This window comes from Microvirga guangxiensis, assembly GCF_900102135.1.
Classification (GTDB): domain Bacteria; phylum Pseudomonadota; class Alphaproteobacteria; order Rhizobiales; family Beijerinckiaceae; genus Microvirga; species Microvirga guangxiensis.
The window spans coordinates 48,569-66,569 of the sequence record NZ_FMVJ01000013.1; the positions used below are offsets into that span (position 1 = coordinate 48,569).

The 18,001-nt window shown below is 60.5% G+C and carries 15 protein-coding genes and 3 pseudogenes; 12 read left to right on the plus strand and 6 right to left on the minus strand.

Annotated elements, in window-relative coordinates:
* Position 1: 1 nt before the first annotated feature.
* The 9 genes from BLP10_RS18700 to BLP10_RS18740 all read left to right on the plus strand — a co-directional run bounded on the left by BLP10_RS18700 (position 2) and on the right by BLP10_RS18740 (position 9,499).
* A complete protein-coding gene (locus BLP10_RS18700; RefSeq protein WP_091138073.1) occupies positions 2 to 961 on the plus strand; it encodes a LysR family transcriptional regulator in 960 nt (319 codons plus the stop codon).
* A 247-nt stretch (positions 962 to 1,208) separates the two neighbouring features.
* Entirely contained in the window at positions 1,209 to 2,522 is a 1,314-nt protein-coding gene (locus BLP10_RS18705) for an ABC transporter substrate-binding protein (RefSeq protein WP_091138075.1), read from the plus strand.
* A gap of 122 nt (positions 2,523 to 2,644) precedes the next feature.
* Complete coding sequence (locus tag BLP10_RS18710; protein ID WP_091138078.1) at positions 2,645 to 3,550, plus strand: branched-chain amino acid ABC transporter permease; 906 nt, start codon at positions 2,645 to 2,647, stop codon at positions 3,548 to 3,550.
* A complete protein-coding gene (locus tag BLP10_RS18715) occupies positions 3,550 to 4,617 on the plus strand; it encodes a branched-chain amino acid ABC transporter permease (protein WP_244510685.1) in 1,068 nt (355 codons plus the stop codon). The genes BLP10_RS18710 and BLP10_RS18715 overlap by 1 nt, the downstream gene beginning before the upstream one ends.
* On the plus strand, positions 4,614 to 5,372 hold the full coding sequence (locus BLP10_RS18720; RefSeq protein WP_091138082.1) for an ABC transporter ATP-binding protein: 759 nt from the start codon (positions 4,614 to 4,616) through the stop codon (positions 5,370 to 5,372). The genes BLP10_RS18715 and BLP10_RS18720 overlap by 4 nt, the downstream gene beginning before the upstream one ends.
* Positions 5,373 to 5,375: 3 nt before the next feature.
* Positions 5,376 to 6,053, plus strand: a complete 678-nt coding sequence (locus BLP10_RS18725; protein ID WP_091138085.1) for an ABC transporter ATP-binding protein — start codon at positions 5,376 to 5,378, stop codon at positions 6,051 to 6,053.
* On the plus strand, positions 6,050 to 7,525 hold the full coding sequence (locus BLP10_RS18730; protein ID WP_091138087.1) for an aldehyde dehydrogenase family protein: 1,476 nt from the start codon (positions 6,050 to 6,052) through the stop codon (positions 7,523 to 7,525). Before BLP10_RS18725 ends, BLP10_RS18730 begins: the two co-directional genes overlap by 4 nt.
* Positions 7,526 to 7,538: 13 nt before the next feature.
* Entirely contained in the window at positions 7,539 to 8,303 is a 765-nt protein-coding gene (locus tag BLP10_RS18735) for a glucose 1-dehydrogenase (RefSeq protein WP_091138090.1), read from the plus strand.
* Between the two features lie 62 nt (positions 8,304 to 8,365).
* Positions 8,366 to 9,499 carry a zinc-dependent alcohol dehydrogenase family protein gene (locus BLP10_RS18740; protein ID WP_091138092.1) on the plus strand — a complete coding sequence of 378 codons (1,134 nt, stop codon included), beginning with the start codon at positions 8,366 to 8,368 and terminating at the stop codon, positions 9,497 to 9,499.
* A 235-nt stretch (positions 9,500 to 9,734) separates the two neighbouring features.
* Here BLP10_RS18740 and BLP10_RS18745 read toward each other — a convergent pair.
* Positions 9,735 to 10,375: pseudogene (locus BLP10_RS18745) on the minus strand (IS6 family transposase).
* Between the two features lie 313 nt (positions 10,376 to 10,688).
* Between BLP10_RS18745 and BLP10_RS18755 the strand changes: the two are divergent.
* Together BLP10_RS18755 and BLP10_RS23255 are read left to right on the plus strand one after the other, a co-directional pair.
* Entirely contained in the window at positions 10,689 to 10,991 is a 303-nt protein-coding gene (locus BLP10_RS18755; protein ID WP_244510687.1) for a hypothetical protein, read from the plus strand.
* 1,545 nt (positions 10,992 to 12,536) lie between these two features.
* Entirely contained in the window at positions 12,537 to 12,686 is a 150-nt protein-coding gene (locus tag BLP10_RS23255; RefSeq protein WP_175493968.1) for a hypothetical protein, read from the plus strand.
* A 1,028-nt stretch (positions 12,687 to 13,714) separates the two neighbouring features.
* Here BLP10_RS23255 and BLP10_RS22955 read toward each other — a convergent pair.
* From BLP10_RS22955 to BLP10_RS23260, 5 genes and pseudogenes are all read right to left on the minus strand, one after another.
* Positions 13,715 to 14,179 (minus strand): hypothetical protein, encoded by a 465-nt coding sequence (locus BLP10_RS22955; protein WP_139165537.1) that lies wholly within the window; start codon positions 14,177 to 14,179, stop codon positions 13,715 to 13,717.
* A 248-nt stretch (positions 14,180 to 14,427) separates the two neighbouring features.
* Positions 14,428 to 14,547, minus strand: a complete 120-nt coding sequence (locus BLP10_RS23705) for an AAA family ATPase (RefSeq protein ID WP_342026211.1) — start codon at positions 14,545 to 14,547, stop codon at positions 14,428 to 14,430.
* Positions 14,548 to 14,556: 9 nt separating this feature from the next.
* Positions 14,557 to 14,649 (minus strand): annotated as a pseudogene (locus tag BLP10_RS23710) (hypothetical protein); the annotation flags it as partial.
* A gap of 10 nt (positions 14,650 to 14,659) precedes the next feature.
* Positions 14,660 to 15,019, minus strand: a pseudogene (locus BLP10_RS18770) (iron-containing alcohol dehydrogenase); the annotation flags it as partial.
* 136 nt (positions 15,020 to 15,155) lie between these two features.
* A complete protein-coding gene (locus tag BLP10_RS23260; RefSeq protein WP_210183641.1) occupies positions 15,156 to 15,833 on the minus strand; it encodes a hypothetical protein in 678 nt (225 codons plus the stop codon).
* Positions 15,834 to 16,053: 220 nt separating this feature from the next.
* On the opposite strand from BLP10_RS23260, the gene BLP10_RS18780 reads away from it, so the two are divergent.
* Positions 16,054 to 17,913, plus strand: coding sequence for a S1C family serine protease (locus BLP10_RS18780; RefSeq protein ID WP_091138101.1), 1,860 nt, complete (start codon positions 16,054 to 16,056; stop codon positions 17,911 to 17,913).
* Positions 17,914 to 18,001: the final 88 nt, after the last annotated feature.

Genomic DNA, 18,001 nt, shown 5'->3' on the forward strand with positions numbered 1-18,001 from the left:
CATGGACATCCGTCAGCTTCGCTATTTCATAGCGATTGTCGAGCAGAAATCCTTTTCACGCGCCGCCTCGCTTCTGAACATTGCTCAGCCGGCGCTCTCGCTCCATGTGCGCAACATGGAAGCCCATTTGGGCACCTCTCTCCTGCTCCGCAGCCCTAAAGGCGTCGTACCGACGGAAGCGGGCGAGATCCTGTTGAGGAACGCCCGCATCATTCTCGACCAGCTTGCCCTCGTCGAGGAGGAGATCCGGGGCCAGGAGAACGATCCTGCCGGCGAGGTGCGGCTGGGCCTGCCGGGAACGATCAGCCAGCATCTTGCCGTTCCGCTGATCATGGCTGCGCGCGCGCGATATCCGAGGCTGAAACTGCGCATCGCCGAAGCCATGAGCGGGTTCGTGCTGGAGTGGCTGCGCGAGCAGCGGGTTGATCTGGCGGTCCTCTACAACAGACCCGATGACGCCGGAATTCGCCTCACTCACGTCCTCGATGAAGAACTGGTCTTCTTCGGGCCGGCCAATCCATTGCCCGGCGGCCACGTGCCCGATCCCGCACAGAGCAGCCTCGCCTTCGCCGATGTGGCGAAATTTCCATTGATCCTGCCCAGCCCCAGTCACGGATTGCGCGATCTGATCGAGCAGAATGCTCTGTCTCGAAACATTGTTCTGAACACTGTGATCGACGTCGATTCCTACAGCAGCATCAAGGAGCTGGTGGCTGTTCACTACGGCTACTCTATCCTGCCGTTCAATGCGATTGCGAAGGAAGTGACTGCGGGCGTCTTGCACAGTTGGCGCATATGCGAGCCAAACCTCACGCGCGGCGTCCACATCGCCTACGCGACAAACCGCCCCAAGATCCACGCCGTCGCTGCGATCGAAGCTCTGACCTACGAGGTTCTCAGGGATCTGGTGAAATCCGAGAGATGGGCAGGTGTCCTGTCTCAGGAGCTGGAGGCGACCTGAGGAAGATCGGCCTCGTCCGGCAGGTTGGTTTCTGCTCCGCATGTCGCGCAGATGTCAGCCGTACGATGAGCTGCAGCTGCGCGTGTGATGCCGTCATGGAACGAATTCATTAGTCCTCCAAAAGTCTTATAACAAGTTTCTATGGGCGGCAGCGAAATTATCGATTTGCCTTAAGGTTATGGCGCTCCCAATGTTTGGGCCGCCTGGAGGACCCACCTCCGGGCGGGGACTGGTTCGGGAGGAATCAATGAAATTCAAAGCGCTTTACCTTGGTGGCGTTCTGACTGCGGCCCTTTCTGCTGCGACGCTGACCGGCGCGGCTTGGGCTGCCGACAAGCCCGCCGAGTTGAAGATCGGCATCACGACCTATAGCTCGGGCTCGGCGTCCGTTTTCGGCGTGCCTGCACGCCATGCGGCTGAAATCCTCGCGGAGGAGATCAACGCGAAGGGCGGCGTGAACGGCGTTCCGCTCAAGCTCTACTTCATCGATGAAGGCGCCGGCCTCGAGACGCTGATGACCGAATACCGCCGTCTCGTTGAAGACGAAGGCGTGGAAGTCACCTTCGCTTCGATCTCCTCCGGCGTATGCAATAAGATGGCCCCACTGGCGGAAGACCTGGAAGTCGTGAATTTCATGTGGGATTGCGGCACTCAGCGCATCCTCGAAGACGACAAATATGACTACGTCTTCCGCACCCAGGCGAATGCCACGCCCGAAGTTCTGGCGCCGCTGGCCTACCTGCTGAAGGCGAATCCGGACTTCAAGACCATCGCCGTCGTGAACCAGGACTATGCCTGGGGCCGTGACAGCTGGGAGATATTCTCCAACGCGCTGAAGATCCAGCGTCCTGATGTGAAGGTCGTTGCCGAGCTCTTCCCTGCATTCGGCGCCGCTGACTTCTCGACCGAAGTGTCGCGCCTGCAGGCTCTGAAGCCGGACGTCATTCTGTCGACCTCCTGGGGTGGCGACCTCGACACCTTCGTGCGTCAGGCCAAGCAGCGCGGCCTGTTCGAGACATCGAAGTTCGTCCTGCCGCTGGCCGAATCCTCGCTGCAGCGTCTGGGCGACGACCTGCCCGAGGGCGTTATCGTGGGCGCGCGTGGTGACCACTACTTCCTGCATCCGGAGATGCGCGACAAGGAGAAGTTCAAGACCTTCAATGAGAAGTTCAAGGCGCGCACCGGCGAATATCCGATCTACTCGGCTGCGCACATGGTCCAGGCCTTCGCGGCGCTCGAAGCGGTCTATGACAAGGCGATCAAGGCCAATGGCGGTGAATGGCCGACCAAGGAGCAGGTTGCCGAAGCCATGGTCGGCCTTGAATTCCAGGGTCTGGGTCGCCCGCTGGTGATCCGGGAAGACGGCCAGGCTGTCGAGGCGCAGCTCGTCGGCACCACGGCGAAGCGTGACGGCTACAACTTCAAAGTGATCGACAAGATGGAGCTCTACGACGGCAAGGACCTCATGGCTCCGGTCGGCGAGAACTCGCTGAAGTGGATTGCCAAGTTCAAGCCAGACTTCCTGAGCAAGGTCCCCTCGACATCGTTCAGCCATAAGTAGTCTCGGCTGACGTTGGCGGCTCGCCATGGCGGGCCGCCACGCGATCGCGACGTAGCTCCACTGCGCCGCCCTCCGCTTATCGGGCCGGTCTTCGTGTCTGGCCCACGTATCGAGATATCCTCATGACTCTGAACTTCGCCGTCCTCGCATTGCTCGACGGCATAGCATATGCGTCACTTTTATTCCTGGTTGCCGTCGGCCTGACCCTGATCTTCGGGGTTCTTGGCATCCTGAACATTGCGCACGGCAGTCTTTATGCGATTGGTGCTTATGTCGCCGCCACCTTGGGACAATGGCTTGTCGCCAACGGCTATAATCCATGGCTCACCTTCCCCGCGCTTTTTGCCGGGGCGACCATCGTGGGCATTGTGCTAGGAGGCCTGCTCGAAAGGCTCCTGCTCCAGCGCATCTATGCGAAAGACGAGATTCTGCAGCTTCTCGTGACTTTCGCAGTTTTCATGATCCTCGAAAACCTGCAGCGCATGATCTGGGGCGTGCAGCCCTACTTCATGTCGACCCCGCTGAATCTGCTCGGCAACGTCTCCTTCTTCGGTATCAACTACACGGCGTACCAGGTTCTGTTCCTGCCGGCGGCGGCGATCGTCGTTCTGTTCGCCCTGCGTCATTTCCTGCGTCATACCTCGATGGGCGCGCAGATCCTCGCCGTGACTGAGGATCGCGAAGCGGCGACTTCGATCGGTATCAATGCCACCCGGGTCTATTTCATGACCTTCGTCATTGGAGCCTGCTTCGCCGCTTTGGGCGGAGCGCTGGCGACGCCGACGACCTCGCTCGTGACAGGCATGGGCGCGAACATGATCGTGCTGTCCTTCGCGGTCGCCGCGACCGCCGGCCTCGGTCAGATCGAGGGTGCGGCAATATCCGCCTTGATGATCGGTATCGCGCGCGCCTTTGCCGTCTATCTCAGCCCTGAGCTCGAGGTCATCATGCCGTACCTGATCATGGTGCTGGTGCTTCTGATCAAGCCTAATGGCCTTTTCGGCAAAGTCACCGCGAGAAAAATCTGATGAGCAAAGAATTTCTGACTGCCATACCCGATGGCGCGGCGGGGACCACTGCTGACGGTTCATTGCCTGTTCGGCAGGAGCGTCGTGGGAATGTTCTGATGAACAAGGAATTTCTCGCGTTCATCGCGGTTGCGGCATTGCTGGCCGCGGTGCCGTTCACGTTCGGCTCCTCGATCACCTTCATCGCGATGTGTCTTGCCAAGGGCCTCGCGGTGCTCGGAATCCTGATCCTGCTACGCGCCGGCCAGGTCTCGTTCGGCCATGCGATGTATTTCGCGATCGGCGCCTATGCCGCCGCCTTCCTGTCATCCGCCTTTCGCGGCATCGACATGATGGTGCTGGTTGCCGCCGCAATTCTTGCCTCTGGCGTGGCCGGTGCGATCGTCGGCGTCTTTGTGACCCGCTACCGCGGAATCTTCTTCGGCATGATCAACTTGGCCTTCTCAATGGTGTTCTATTCGATCCTCGAGAAAGCCTTCCACATCACAGGCGGCTCTGACGGCATGCGCATTCGCCGTCCGACGCTTTTGGGGATGGAACTCCGGCGTGCGGAATTCGACGTCGCGATTTACTACGTCATTCTCGTCTTCGCACTCTTGAGCGTCTGGCTGGTGTGGCGCTACCTGCGCTCGCCCATGGGTGAAGCGCTGCGCGCGGTGAAATCCAACGAAACCCGCCTCGAATATGTCGGCCTTTCGGCCAAGTCGGTGCTCCTGGGCGGCTATATTGCCTCAGCGGTGCTCTGCGGGCTTGGCGGCGTGTTCATGGGCATGGTGCAGGGGCTTGCGACACCGGAACATGCCTTCTGGACGCGCTCGTCCGAGCTCGTCTTCATCGCCGTTCTCGGAGGTCCGGCCCACGTGGCGGGCGCTTTTGGCGGTACCGTACTCTTCGAAGCGGTCCGCACTTACGCGGCGGCGCTGCTCGATGACAGCTGGCAACTCATCCTCGGCGTGACCTTGATCCTCATCATCCTTTGGGCGCCCGGCGGCATGGTTGAACTCTTCCGGCGCTTCACGGGTCGGAACCGCGTCAAAACCGTCACTTCAGGGGAGGCAGGCCGATGAGCGAGCAGTCCGCACCCCGCCTTCTCCTGCAGGCAGAGGGACTCAAGTTGCACTTCGGCGGCATCATCGCCGCCGACGGAATCAATCTGTCCCTGTATGATGGCGAGCACCTGGCCATCATCGGTCCTAACGGCGCCGGGAAAACCACTTTCCTCAATATCTGCACCGGCTACCTGCGGCCTCAAGGCGGTTACGTCCGCTTCGAGAACCGCGAGATCACGGCGCATCCGCCCCGCGATATCACCCGTCTGGGGATCGCCCGCGCCTTCCAGATCCCCCAGCTGTTCGCCGAGCAGACGGTGTTGGAGAACATGCTGCTCGCGGCTTCGGTACGTGAACGCCACTGGAATCCGCTGCGCAATCTTCATGCCATTCCCGAACGGCGCGAGATGGAGGAGCTGCTTGAGCTCGTCGGATGCTCCGACGTTCGAGATCGAGTGGCATCGGAACTGCCGGAAGGAAAGCGCAAGCTGGCCGACATCGCCATCGCGCTAGCGCTGAAGCCGCGCGTTCTGCTGATGGACGAGCCAACTTCGGGTGTCGCCTCGGCCGACAAGTTTGACGTGATGGAGACGCTGATGAACGCGCTCCGCAAGGCCAAGGTCTCCTCGGTCTTTGTCGAGCACGACATGGAGATGGTGTCGCGTTACGCCACCCGCGTTGCGGTGTGGGCGCAAGGCAAGATCCAGACGACAGGAAAACCCGACGTCGTGCTCAACGACCCCGAGGTTATCCGAAATGTGATCGGAGGCTAAGACATGCTGAAGTTGACCAATGTCCATGCCTCTATCGGCAATATCCCGATCCTTCGCCACATCACGGTCACGGTCGATCCCGCAGAGACGATCGCGCTGGTAGGACGCAACGGTGCCGGCAAAACCACGCTCCTGCGCACCATCATGGGCTTCACGCAGTCGACGGGGGAGATGCATTTCGAGGGCAGGAACCTGCGAGACATCGTGGCGCACAAGCGGCCTGAGCTCGGCATCGGCTATGCGCCCGAAGACCGCCGTCTGTTCTCGCGCTTCACCATCACCGAAAACATCCTGCTCCCGGCGCGTGTCGCGGGGCTTGATGCGGCCGAAACGAAGCGCCGCCTGGAGCGCATCTATCTGGTCATGCCCGAATTGGAGACGCTTGGACCGCGCCCCGCGGGCTCGGTTTCGGGCGGCCAGGGCAAAATGGTGGCCCTTGGCCGTGCCATGATGCTCGCGACCAAACTTCTGCTCCTGGACGAGCCGTTCCAGGGATTGGCCCCAGTGCTGGCCCACCGTTACGCGGAAGCCCTTGGCAAATTGCGCGAGATCGACCCGACACTGGCGATCATCATCACCGAGTCGAACCCACACCTGCTGAAAAGTTTCGCCGCACGCACCATCACCGTCGAGCGCGGCCAGATTGATAGCGATCTTATGACTGAAAGGATGGAAGCATGAATTATGCTTACCCGCGTGCGGCCGAGATCCGCGCCGCCAAGGGAGCCTTCATCAACAATGAATGGGTTCCTGTTTCGACAGGCCGCACCGTGCCGGTAGTGGCCCCCGCAGAAGGCGTGGTCTTCGCCGAGATCGCGGCCTCGGGCCCTGCCGATGTCGATCTGGCTGTCAAAGCCGCGCGCGCGGCTTATGAGAGTGGTCCCTGGTCGCAGCTGAACCCGATCGAGCGCGGCCGCTTGCTTCAGAAGCTCGGACGCCTCATTCTCGAGAACATCGATGAGCTTGCCGCCCTTGAAGCCCGCGACTGCGGCAAGCCCATGCGGCTTGCCCGTGGCGATGTCGAGGCGATCGCGCGCTACTTCGAGTTCTATGGCGGCGCGGCCGACAAGGTCCATGGCGAGCAGATCCCGTTCCTGAACGGCTACTACGTGACGGGCGAGCGCGAGCCGCTCGGCGTGACGGGGCACATCATTCCCTGGAACTATCCGCTCCAGATGATGGGCCGCACGCTCGCTCCGGCGCTGGCAATGGGCAACGCGACAGTGCTGAAGCCCGCCGAGGATGCCTGTCTGGCACCGCTGCGCGTCGCGGAACTCGCCGCGCAGGCCGGTTTCCCGCCGGGAGCGATCAACGTGGTGCCGGGCCTCGGCCATGAGGCGGGCGCTGCATTGTCCGAGCATCCGGGCATCGATTTCATCTCCTTCACGGGCAGCCCGCAGGTGGGCGTGATGGTCCAGACCGCAGCCGCCAAGAACCACGTCGGCTGTGTGCTCGAGCTGGGTGGAAAATCCCCGCAGATCATCTTCGAGGACGCCGATCTCGAGGCCGCGCTCCCGGTCGTGGTGGCGGCAATCGTGCAGAACTCGGGCCAAACCTGCTCGGCGGGCGCACGTGTTCTGATTCAGGACTCGATCTGGGACAAGGTCACGGCGGAACTGGCCAAGCGCTTCAACGCGCTGAAGACGGGCCTTCCTGAAGACAATCCCGATCTCGGCCCAGTCATCAATGCCAAGCAGAAGCGCCGCATCGAGTCGTTCCTCGAGCGCGCCAAAGCCGACAACGTCCCAGTTATTGGCCAGGGCTCCCTGCATGAGAAAGCCCCCGCCGACGGCTTCTATGTGCTGCCCACCATCTATGGTCCGGTCCCGCGCGACAATCCGCTGGCCTGTGAGGAGATTTTCGGTCCCATCCTGGCGGCGATGCCCTTCAAGGATGAGGCGGACGCGCTCGCATTGGCCAATGGAACCGAATACGGGCTTGTGGCCGGAATCTGGACGACCGATACCAAGCGCGCTGTCCGTCTGGCCCGCAAGGTGCGTGCGGGTCAGGTCTATATCAACGCCTATGGCGCCGGCGGCGGAATCGAGCTGCCCTTCGGTGGCGTGAAGAAGTCCGGCCACGGCCGCGAGAAGGGCTTTGAAGCGCTTTACGAGTTTTCCGCGCTCAAAACGATTGTCATGAAGCATGATTGAAGGAGCTACGCGAATGAGCAAGGGGGCAGGTCGCCTTGAGGGTAAGATCGCCGTTGTGACCGGCGCAGGCGGCGGATTTGGAGAAGGCATTGCAAAACTCTTCGCCGAGGAAGGTGCGAAAGTGGGCGTGCTCGATCTACGCGCGGATGCTGCCGAGCGCGTGGCCGCCGAGATCGGCGCCAATGCGGTGGCGCTCGCCGCGGATGTGACCTCACGCGAGCAGATGGACGCCGCCGTCGCCAAGGTGGTGGACGTTTTTGGCGTTCCCGACATCTGGGTGAACAATGCCGGCTGGACCCATCGCAACAAGCCCATGCTTGAAGTGACCGAGGATGAGTTCGACCGCGTCTATGCGATCAACGTGAAGTCGATCTTCCACATCTCCAACATCATCGTGCCGTTGATGCGCCAGAAGGGGAAGGGCTCCATTGTCAATATCGGCTCCGTGGCGGGCATTCGTCCCCGTCCTGGCCTTAGCTGGTACAACTCGACCAAAGGCGCGGTGAACATCCTGTCGCAATCCATGGCGGTGGAACTCGCTCCCGACAACATCAGGGTGAATGCGATCTGCCCGGTGATGGGCGAGACGGGTCTTCTGGAGGCCTTCATGGGGCTGCCCGACACGCCGGAGAACCGTGCAAAGTTCGTGGCGACGATCCCGATGGGCCGCATGTCTCGTCCTGACGACATTGCCCGCGCCACGCTCTATCTAGCGTCGGATGATGCCAACTTCATCACCGGCGTTCTATTGCCGGTCGATGGCGGCCGTACGATCTAAGCTGAGCCCAAAACTGCGTCCGGGTCCGAAAGGGCCCGGTCATTGTTTGAATGAGACTATTCATGAAAATCCGCGCTGCAGTCCTGAAACACTCTCCTGCCAAGGCACCTTTCGCTAAGAGCCGTCCGCTGGTCATCGATGAGGTCGAGCTGGATGATCCCGGTCCCGAGGAAGTGCTTGTCAAGATCGGCGCCGCTGGTCTCTGCCATTCCGACCTTTCGGTGATAAATGGCCACCGTCCACGTCCGACCCCGATGGTGCTGGGCCATGAGGCTGCAGGGACCGTCGCCAAAGTGGGATCGAACATTCGTGACCTAAAGGAAGGCGACATCGTCGTGATGGCTTTCCAGCCCTCTTGCGGATGCTGCCTGCCATGTGCCGAAGGCCGGGCTGCCCTTTGCATTCCGGGCGCCGAAGCCAACGGCAAGGGCGTGCTGATGTCAGGTCAGATTCGCATTCATGACTGCGACGATCACCACGATATCTATCACCATTGCGGCGTATCAGGTTATGCGGAATATGCTGTGATATCGCGCCATTCGATCATCAGGGTCGAACCGGGCATTCCCTTTGCCGAATTGGCACTTTTTGGCTGCGCCGTCCAAACGGGCGTTGGCGCTGTGATGAACACCTGTAAGGTCCAGGCAGGCCAAAGCGTGGCGATCGTAGGTTTAGGCGGCGTGGGACTTGCCGCCCTTCTGGGCGCTGTGGCTTCGGGAGCCATCCCAATTGTCGCCATCGATCTTTCCGAAGAGAAGCTTAAGGTTGCCCGTGAACTGGGCGCGACGTACACTTTCCTCGCCTCCGATCCCGATGTGGTCCAGAAGGTGCGTGACGTGACCGGCGGCGGCGTTGATCACGCCGTAGAGCTGGCCGGTGCCGTAGCGGCTTTCGAAACCGCCTACAAGGTCACCCGGCGCGGCGGCCAGACCGTCACCGCAGGGCTTGCCTCTCCCACGTCCGCATTCCCGATCCCGGCCGTGAACCTGGTGGCTGACGAGCGCACCGTGAGAGGCAGCTACATGGGGTCTTGCGTACCTCAGCGCGACATCCCGCGCTTCATATCGCTCTATCGCGCAGGCAAGCTGCCGGTCGACAAGCTCCTGACTGGCGTGTTGACCCTTGACCAAATCAACGAGGGCTTCGACCTTCTCGATCAGGGCAAGGCAATCCGGCAGGTCGTGGTCTTCGACTGACCTCACTGTACGATTCCGTAGCAGATTGTGCAAAAGACAGTCTTGGATGTGACACTCATGGCCTTCTTGTGCGGGACAGCGCCTATCAAGGACGAGGCACTGTCCCGAAGATGCATGCGCTCGAGGGCCTTTCATCTTCTGATGGACAAGCACATCGCGTCGCTGCCCGCTTTGCCTGGCTCTGTCGCAACTTCTGGCAATAGACACAGGAGATGCCAGAGTGAACGGTAGGCGCTTATGCAGTGATCCGCTCGAACTGCTCCGCAAGCAAAAGACCCGGACTGCAGGTATACTTCGCCTGTCCCTTCTGCATCATGTGGATCATCTGGATGCCGCCAATGATCGCACAAGCGCTATTCACTGATTTGAACTCGAGCATTGGCCAAACCCACCGTTTGACGGCACGGTGATCCTGCTCAATCCTATTGTTCAAGGAGCGATTTTGCCGGATCCGGATTGGCTTTAACTCCCATCGTGACCGACCCTGCAGCCTATTCGTCGCGTCACAAGATATAATTGCGTCGCGCTTGGTTTGGCTGCCGTCGATGATGATCTGCTTGGTCGGACGTGCCGTTTGAGCGCCTTCCTCAGAAACCGCTTGGCAGCAGCCAGATTGCGCCGCTCGCTGAACCAGAATTCGACTGTGTCGCCGTTGTTGTATATGGTCCCGTAGAGATACAACCAGCGTCCGCGCACCTTGATCTACGTCTCATCGACATACCATTCACGGCTGACAGGACGCTTGTGCCGATTGAACCGTTCGAGGAGTTCTGGTGAGTAACGGACGATCCAACGTCCGATGGTAGCGTGATCGATGGAGATGCTCCGCTCGATCATCATCTCCTCTAGATTTCTCGGGCTCAGGTTGTAGGCCAGATATCACCGCATACAGAGCAGGATCACTGAACGATCAAATTGCCTGCCCTTGAACATCTCGCGTCACCCTCTCTTGCAACCGCGGGCCATAGCCCACCAGAGAAAAGAAGGAGTTGCGACAGAACCAGACCTGCCTTGCCACCATGACGGACCCTGATCATTACCCGGATACAGAGCTCGTCGAGCACAGAGGCTACCAGATCCGTCTGAGCCCAAGCGGCCTGGAATGGCTGGCGTTTGTTGCTCTCTTGAAGCAGCGTCCGATCCTGATCATGGCGCCTGATCGTGAAGCGGTCCTTGCCAAAGCTTACGAATGGATCGAGATGCAACGCACGTCGGCACACGGCGTATCATGAGCTATCCCCTGATCCAGCTGGCGCCCGCCCCTGACAATCTGCTCCTGCACGGCGAGGTGCTCGGCAGCGTCGTGAGAAGCGGCTCGGACCAGCCTTACACCTTGACGGCCGAACTGCTGGAGAACCTGCCCTGGAGCAGGCTGCCGTCTCCGTTCCGGGAGGTCGAGCACACCTTTCCGTCGCCGGAAGAGCCGTGTGCCTGGCTCGGCCACCCGCCGGTGCAAACCAACAACAGTCATACCGCCGCTCGGGTCGTGTGAGACGGCAGCCGCCGCTGCGTCGCGAACATCCGGAGGAGGCGCTCTGGCTGGGGTGCTGTCCCAACCTCAACCAGACCGCTGGTGTGCCAAGGGACTGACCCACACTTGGGATGTAGGCTGCCGAGAGGGATCGACAATCCTGCACCCTCCTCTGGAGCCAGAAGGTGTAAATCAGGACGGGCTCGAGGTCGCAGCCGTCCCGCATGGCGCGGCCTCACTCCAAGCCGCGGCAGCACGAGCAGTCGTGTGTCCCGCCGGCTACAGACATCCGCGTGCAAATCGCGCAGATAAACACCCGCCAAGCGGCGTGATTGCTCCTCCCTTTGGCGCTTTTCCAAAAGCAGCTGATTTCCCGAAGGTCTCCACCATGCACCAGACAGAAGTCGCAGTACCGGATTTTGCTCCTGTACCGGCGCCAACATTCACCTCTGCCATGATCAGATTTATCGCCTCCCTTGGCATGCTGATCAGCATTAGCCTGCTGCTAGCCAGCCTCTGAAGGCAATCTTCTGGCGCCTGTGCGCTTATCGGTACAGCCAGACTGCCATCCTTCAGCCATTATGAAGGAGCAGCTGGGGGGCTGGTCCTCCTTGGAACTCAAGCGCCTCTGCCATGCGGGGCGCTTCTCTTTATCAGGAGCGGGTTGTCAGGTCAGCCCACCCCTGCCCGGAGATAGCTGTCACTCGCCTGGTTGGCCCTAAGTTCAGGGGCAGAGCACAAACCCGTCACCGAGCATGAGAGAGGCCCTACCGCGTGCCGATGCAGCGCCTGTTTATCATCGCTCCATCTGTGGCTCGCCTGATCCGGAAGGAGAGGGGAGGCGAGGACGCGCGGGAGCGCTGCTACTTCCCGACAATGCGCATCGCAGCACCTTCGTCAGGATCGAGAAGGCCCATAGCAGCCTGATATTAGAGGCGGGGGTTCATGAGGCGTCCGAGGAGCGGGCCGATCTGCCTCCGGCTCATGCGCGGGGAGACTGTTGGAGGTCAACCGGTGCCAAGTGGAGTACTTGCGCACCCGGCTTTCGGTGGGCTCATACGAGATTCAGGTTCCTCATTTCGTCAGGCCCGCTTCTCTCGATCTGGTGGCAGTATCCGTTCCACCAGAGGATGGACGGGACTTTCATCCTTTGCTCTGGTTCGGCTCGGAGGTCAGCGCCGAGTCCGCCTATCGGCGCCGACGCCTGGCTCCCGAGGGCGCTCCAGAGATCCCCAGGCGGATGTCTCGAATGCGGCTCTCAACAACCTGCTCGACCTCTTCGAGGACCGGTTCTGCACTTGGTCACGGTCGCTGGAGACAGAGGCGCAGGAGGAGATTGATGCACTCGGCATCGAGAATAACGGCATTCTCGAGTTGGCGCGGTCGCTGTAAACGCGGCGCGGCAGCTAATTCTGCCACGCCCGTTAGACCTGGCGTACGCTACTTTCTGCTTGTCACGGCCGCTCGTGCGCACCTGAACCCTGTTAGATTGGTCCCAGAAACCTTGCTAAGGGGTGCCGTGCGTAGGCCGGATGCGACTCGCTGCTAGAGAAGGAAGGGGGTGGGATGTCCGACTGTTTGCACTGCGAGATCAATCTACTGGCGCAGGAGCGCTTTGAGCGCGGCAACACCGACCTCGTCGAGACGGCATCCATGATCATCGAGAGCCTCACCAACCTGATCCTGCTCGCGCTGAGAGCGAACGATTCAACCTGATGGCGCACGCGCACGGCTGGCTCCGAAGCTGCATCACGGGCGACCTCAACCATCTGCCGGGTGCCTCCAGTCATCGAATGGTAGACGATCAGAAGCGTTTTCCTAGTGCCTGGGTGCCGCGGGTCGTCCATTGGCTGTGATCCTCGGCTTGGTCGCGGATCTTTGCATAGGTTGTTCCTTCAGCGCTGCGTCGACCCACTCGGCTTCTACAAGGGCAAGACCGGATTCTGGTCCTGAGGAAGCAATCATTCAGAATATATTCTGAGGTCTTCCAACTTCACGAGAAGTTAGAATGCGAGATGGGAAAACAACACGTGGTATCGATGTTGGCGCCGTACAAGCAAGATCTTAAGCCGTAATCTATCAAGATCATAACAAGCGTATAAGAGAAAGCGACATCCAAAGCCGTTCTCTGTTGAAGTCAAGAAATACCGCGACCCCGGTCCGCGTAGCCAACTCCCGCCGAGGCGTTTGTTCGAAGTGCCGCTGGTCGAGACCATCAACATCTCCCGGAAAGATGAGCCTCAAGCGGTCGCTGGACCATCCGCTGCACCACGCATTCTTCCGAGCATTGTGGAGCCGGTGTGGAGCAACTCGGTGCCCATTGAGCCTACCTAACGCAAGCCTTACTCAGGGAGAGGCACCCCAGAGCAGATTAAATTCAATTTGGCTGCGACGGCTGCTGAAGACGTGATGGAAGCGCATGCGGGAGCGCCAGCCAGTGCCAATAACTTGCACCAGGCCGACAAGGCGCCTCTTGATGCAGAGGACGCGCTGACTGTCCATGACCTGCAGTCTGCACAAGCTAGCGGCATGAAGGTCAAGTCTCGGAAGCCACATAAGAAGGCCGCTGGAGCTGTTGAGCAGGAGATAGCATCCGGGGCCATTCCAGAGGCAGAAATGCCTGCACCATCAGTGAAGTCGAAGGTCGCCCAGCGCGGGATAACGAGGCGTCTGGCCGCCGCGGCTCAACTCCCGCGCCATGAACGCTGGAAGGGGCGGCTTCATCCCGCGGCCCGGTAAGTTCATTACCCTGTCGGTTTCATATCCTCACCTCGCAACGCCGCAACGACATCAGACGGTGGTACGCCGTGATGCCACAGGACATAAACGGTGCGGTAGCGCGGCGGCGCTAAGCCAGCAGCCTGGCACGCCGCAACAGCCTGATCATGCGCCCTGCGGATGCTGCCAAACGGCGCTCTGTCACCCTGTTTCCAAGCCGAGGAGCGACAGCTCAGAATGGCCCGCCAGATGATCACCTGTTTCAGGTGCGGAAATTTGCGGCCTTTGCGTGTGGTCTTTGGCCTGGAAGCCGGTCTCGGCAAATCTTTCACGCGTCCTCGCGCCAGTGCGAAGCGACGCCGGAGGGCGCGGTGGAGCAGATCGTGTCCGTCATCATTCGGATCTGCACCACGCTGCTCGGCATCGCGCAAGGCTGTCCTCAATCGTGCGATTCGCCAGGCCGGAATGGTTTCGAAGGGCGCAGCGTTCATCTCATTCCACCTTGGGATCGGTGCTCTCCTACTATGCAGTAGGGAAATGGCTCCATCCCCAGTTTCTACTCAACTGCCGCCGGGCTATTCTCGCTCATGCTGTGGCTGCGGTTGCCCGGTAACACGCTCCCACCAGGTATCAGCCCGTGCCTCAAACGTCTGACCGGCCCGGCCATACCGATACCACGGCAGGCCGAGTTGGATTTCGGTGCCCGGGCGATGTGCAGAGCTGCATGCGCTAGCACGATCTAGGCTTCTGGGTAGCCGACGTGCTGGACAGCCGTGAGAGCAGCTGCCGCGGTTTGCAGAGCTGTGTTGTCGGCAAGCCCGACATCCTCAGAGGCATGGATGAGAATGCGCCGGGCGATGAGGCGGGGCTACTCGCCGGAATGGATCAGGCGAGCCAGCCAGTAGAGGGTGGCGTCCGGATCCGACCCGCGCATCGATTTGATGAATGCCGAGATCGTGTCGTAGTGATAATCACCCTTGCGGTCGAAGGGTGGTCTCGCCCAAAATCGGCGTCATCTCCGATCCGGCATAGGTGGTCGGCAGCACGATCTGGGGCAGATCCGTGCGCAGCGCGATCGCTTTGCCAAGCTCGGTTGTCGAGCCGCCGCTGACCGCCACGACGGCATCGGCCTGCAACTCCTGCACGACCTCCAAGGTCTTGTCGGTCGCCTTGACGGGCGTGTGCATGACCGTCCCGGCATGGGCCCCGACGGCCAGGTCGCCCAGCAGGGCGGCGACCCGGCGGGCCTGCGCCTCGCCTCGGCCGGGCGTCGAGAGGACGAGAACCCTGCGCACACCCAGGCGCTCGGCATCTCTCCGGAGCGGCGCGACGGTGCCTGAGCCGGCCTCGAATACACCGGCACCGCCCCGCTAAAATCGGCCTCAACCAACGTCACGGAGGGACGTCGTGCCTGCTGTCGTCTGGTGCTTACTCTGAACCGTCAAGCCGAGCGGGATCTCTGCTCATTCAACCATACAGTGTTGAACAGGCGCTCTCAGGCGTCTTCCAGGACACGTATGTGACATAGCCAAAGCTCAGGAAGAGGAAAGTCAATGTTTTTTGGGTCGCGATCTGCATTGCTTTGGGGTGCCGCGTGACAGGGTCGTATTCCAACGAGCAACTCTGTCCGGTCTGATCCGGTTTCGTCTCGGCCCACATCAACTCGATCCTGATCTGTCCGGGCGTATGAGTGACCGTATAGCCGCCGATTTTGTGAGACTGCGGGGTGTTGAGGGTCAGACTCTTTTCAGTGCGATCACCTTCCAGTTTTACATCGCCGATCCCCGCCGCATGTCCCTTCACATCAGGACCTTTCCCTGAGAACCGGCCAATAAATGATACCCGTGCCCGCGGAGCGACCGGGATCAAATCAATGAGGCGACGTGCTGCGTCGGCTGGAAATTTGTCCCCGTCAGCGACGAGGCAATCAATCAGAGAGTTGGCTTCCAAGCGGGCTTGTGTGTCGATCATTTTGGTCGGGCGCTCCAAAGAAGGCATTTCCTGCAGCTTGCCAGTTTCACTCTGGGACGAATGTGCCTCACAGAAACGGGCTGGCTTGCTGCTCCAAAGGTGGTCTCCTAAAACCACGATATGGACCATACCAAGGATCACTAATAGGAAATTTGGTCGGAATATCAGCCGCATGATCCTGAGATCACAGGATTCGTGCAGCAGCTGGCAGCCTATGGGCTGCCTCTCAGCCAGATCAAGAATCTGATTAAGCAACTCGTGAAAAGCAAGCTCGCGGAACTACACGAGCAGGACAGCGGCTCGTCGGATTTGAGTAGACCAACCCGTCTCCGCAGTTGTTCTGAGTTGACAGGTCAGCAGTGGGTTGGCTGAGTAGCGACTGCCGGGGGGTGCCATGCGTTTTGTTTTCATTGCCGCTAGCGTTGCGATCTGTGCGCTTAGTTCATCGGCCTTAGCCGGTTCCTTCACACTCTCGGGTGACGCTCGCTGGGTTGCTTTGGCGAGCAGACAGAGCCTCGATGAAGCCATCGGCGTCGCCCACGCATACCGGTGGCGCTTTCCGACCGTGCGGGTTATGCAGGCGACGAACGGATGGTACGCCATTGTCGCCGGACCAGAGCGCATTCCGAACCCCCGGGCTTACAAGGAAGCGCTGGTCCGCACGGGCGAAATCCCCGGCGACACTATCATCACCAGAGGACAAGGCTATGTCGCCGAGGTGTGGAAGCCTTCGACCTTCAAGCCTTTGATCCAGGCAAAGTACGATGGCGCGAAGCAGGTCAATCTGCGCTCCGGCGAACTAGTGCTCAATGTATCGAGCCTTGCAAATGGAACGGAGAGCGGACGCTTCCCCGTCCTGTCCGGGGCCGTGAACGGTCGCGTCGCCTTCACGGCGCGCCTTGAAGAAAGCTCGAACGAGGTGCCGAATGCCGAGGTCTCCGTCGTGCGCCTCGACCCCTCAAGCGTAGAGCCCCAGGTCGTCTTTTCGTCCTTCTGGGGCGGCGCGCATTGCTGCACTGTGACCAAGATCGCCACGAAGGTTGGCAACGAGTGGCGTGTTGTCCAGGGCAAGACCATCGACGGGGACGGCGGCTACACCTTCGATGACATCGACGGCGATGGCGCAGCAGAACTGCTGAGCATCGACCAGAGCTTCCTCTACACCTTCGCGCCGTATGCGGGATCCTGGGCACCTGAGAGCATTTCGAAGCTTTCCGGTGACCGTCTCATTGATGTGACGGCGCACCCGGCCTTCCGTCCCTACATGCGCCAGGAACTCTACCGGATCGAGTATCTCGCCAGCAGGGAGCCGAGCCTGTGGCGCTCGAACGGGTTCCTAGCAGCTTGGGTGGCGACAAAAGCCATTGTGGGCGAGTTCGACGATGGCTGGAACCGGATGCTGCCCCTGTACGACCGGGGCACCGATTGGCCGCTGACCGAGTGCACGGTGGCGAGGGTGGGCGGATCCTGTCCGGACGGAAAGGAGCGCACCATCGAGTTCCCGGTAGCCCTCCGCAAGCACCTCGAGGAGGAGGGATACATTCCGAGAATTGCCCCGGCTTCCCAGCCGGAAAGTGTTGCGGTCGCGCGACCCACCCCTGTCGCACCAAACGCGGCACCGAAGGAGGAGAAGCGTACGTCCTCGGGGACAGGCTTCTTCGTCACCCGGGAGGGGCATGTCGTCACGAACAACCACGTGATCGAGGGTTGCACTTCCGTCCAGATCAAGCCCTCCAACGGTTCGCCCCTTTCTGCGAGGATCCTGGCCCAAGACACGACCAATGACCTGGCACTGCTGAAGGCCGAACGATCGTCGGACAAGTTCGCGACTGTCCGAGCAGGCGTTCGTCTAGGGGAAGCCGTTGCGGCCTTCGGTTTTCCGCTCAACAGTGTCCTGGCGAGTTCAGGCAATTTCACCCTCGGCAACGTGACCGCGCTGGCCGGCATTGGGGACGATAGTCGCTTTCTCCAGATCTCAACTCCGGTTCAGCCAGGGAACAGCGGTGGGCCACTGCTGGATGAGAGCGGTAATGTCGTCGGCGTGGTGACATCCAAGCTCAACGCCCTCAAAACAGTAGTTGCCATTGGGGATGTCCCCCAGAATGTGAACTTCGCCATCAAGGCAGGAGCGCTGGCCACATTCTTGGAGAGCGCTCGGGTTGAGGTGCCAGCTGCCTCTCATGCGTCACGCCTCTCGCCGCCCGATCTAGCCGATATAGCCAGCGGCATCAGCGTGCTCGTCAGATGTGACTGAGAGGCTAGTCCATTGATCGCTCTCGGAGACGAACACATGCGGGCACCGAGCCGACCGGGGTGTGGGCAACACGAATATCTTCGTGACC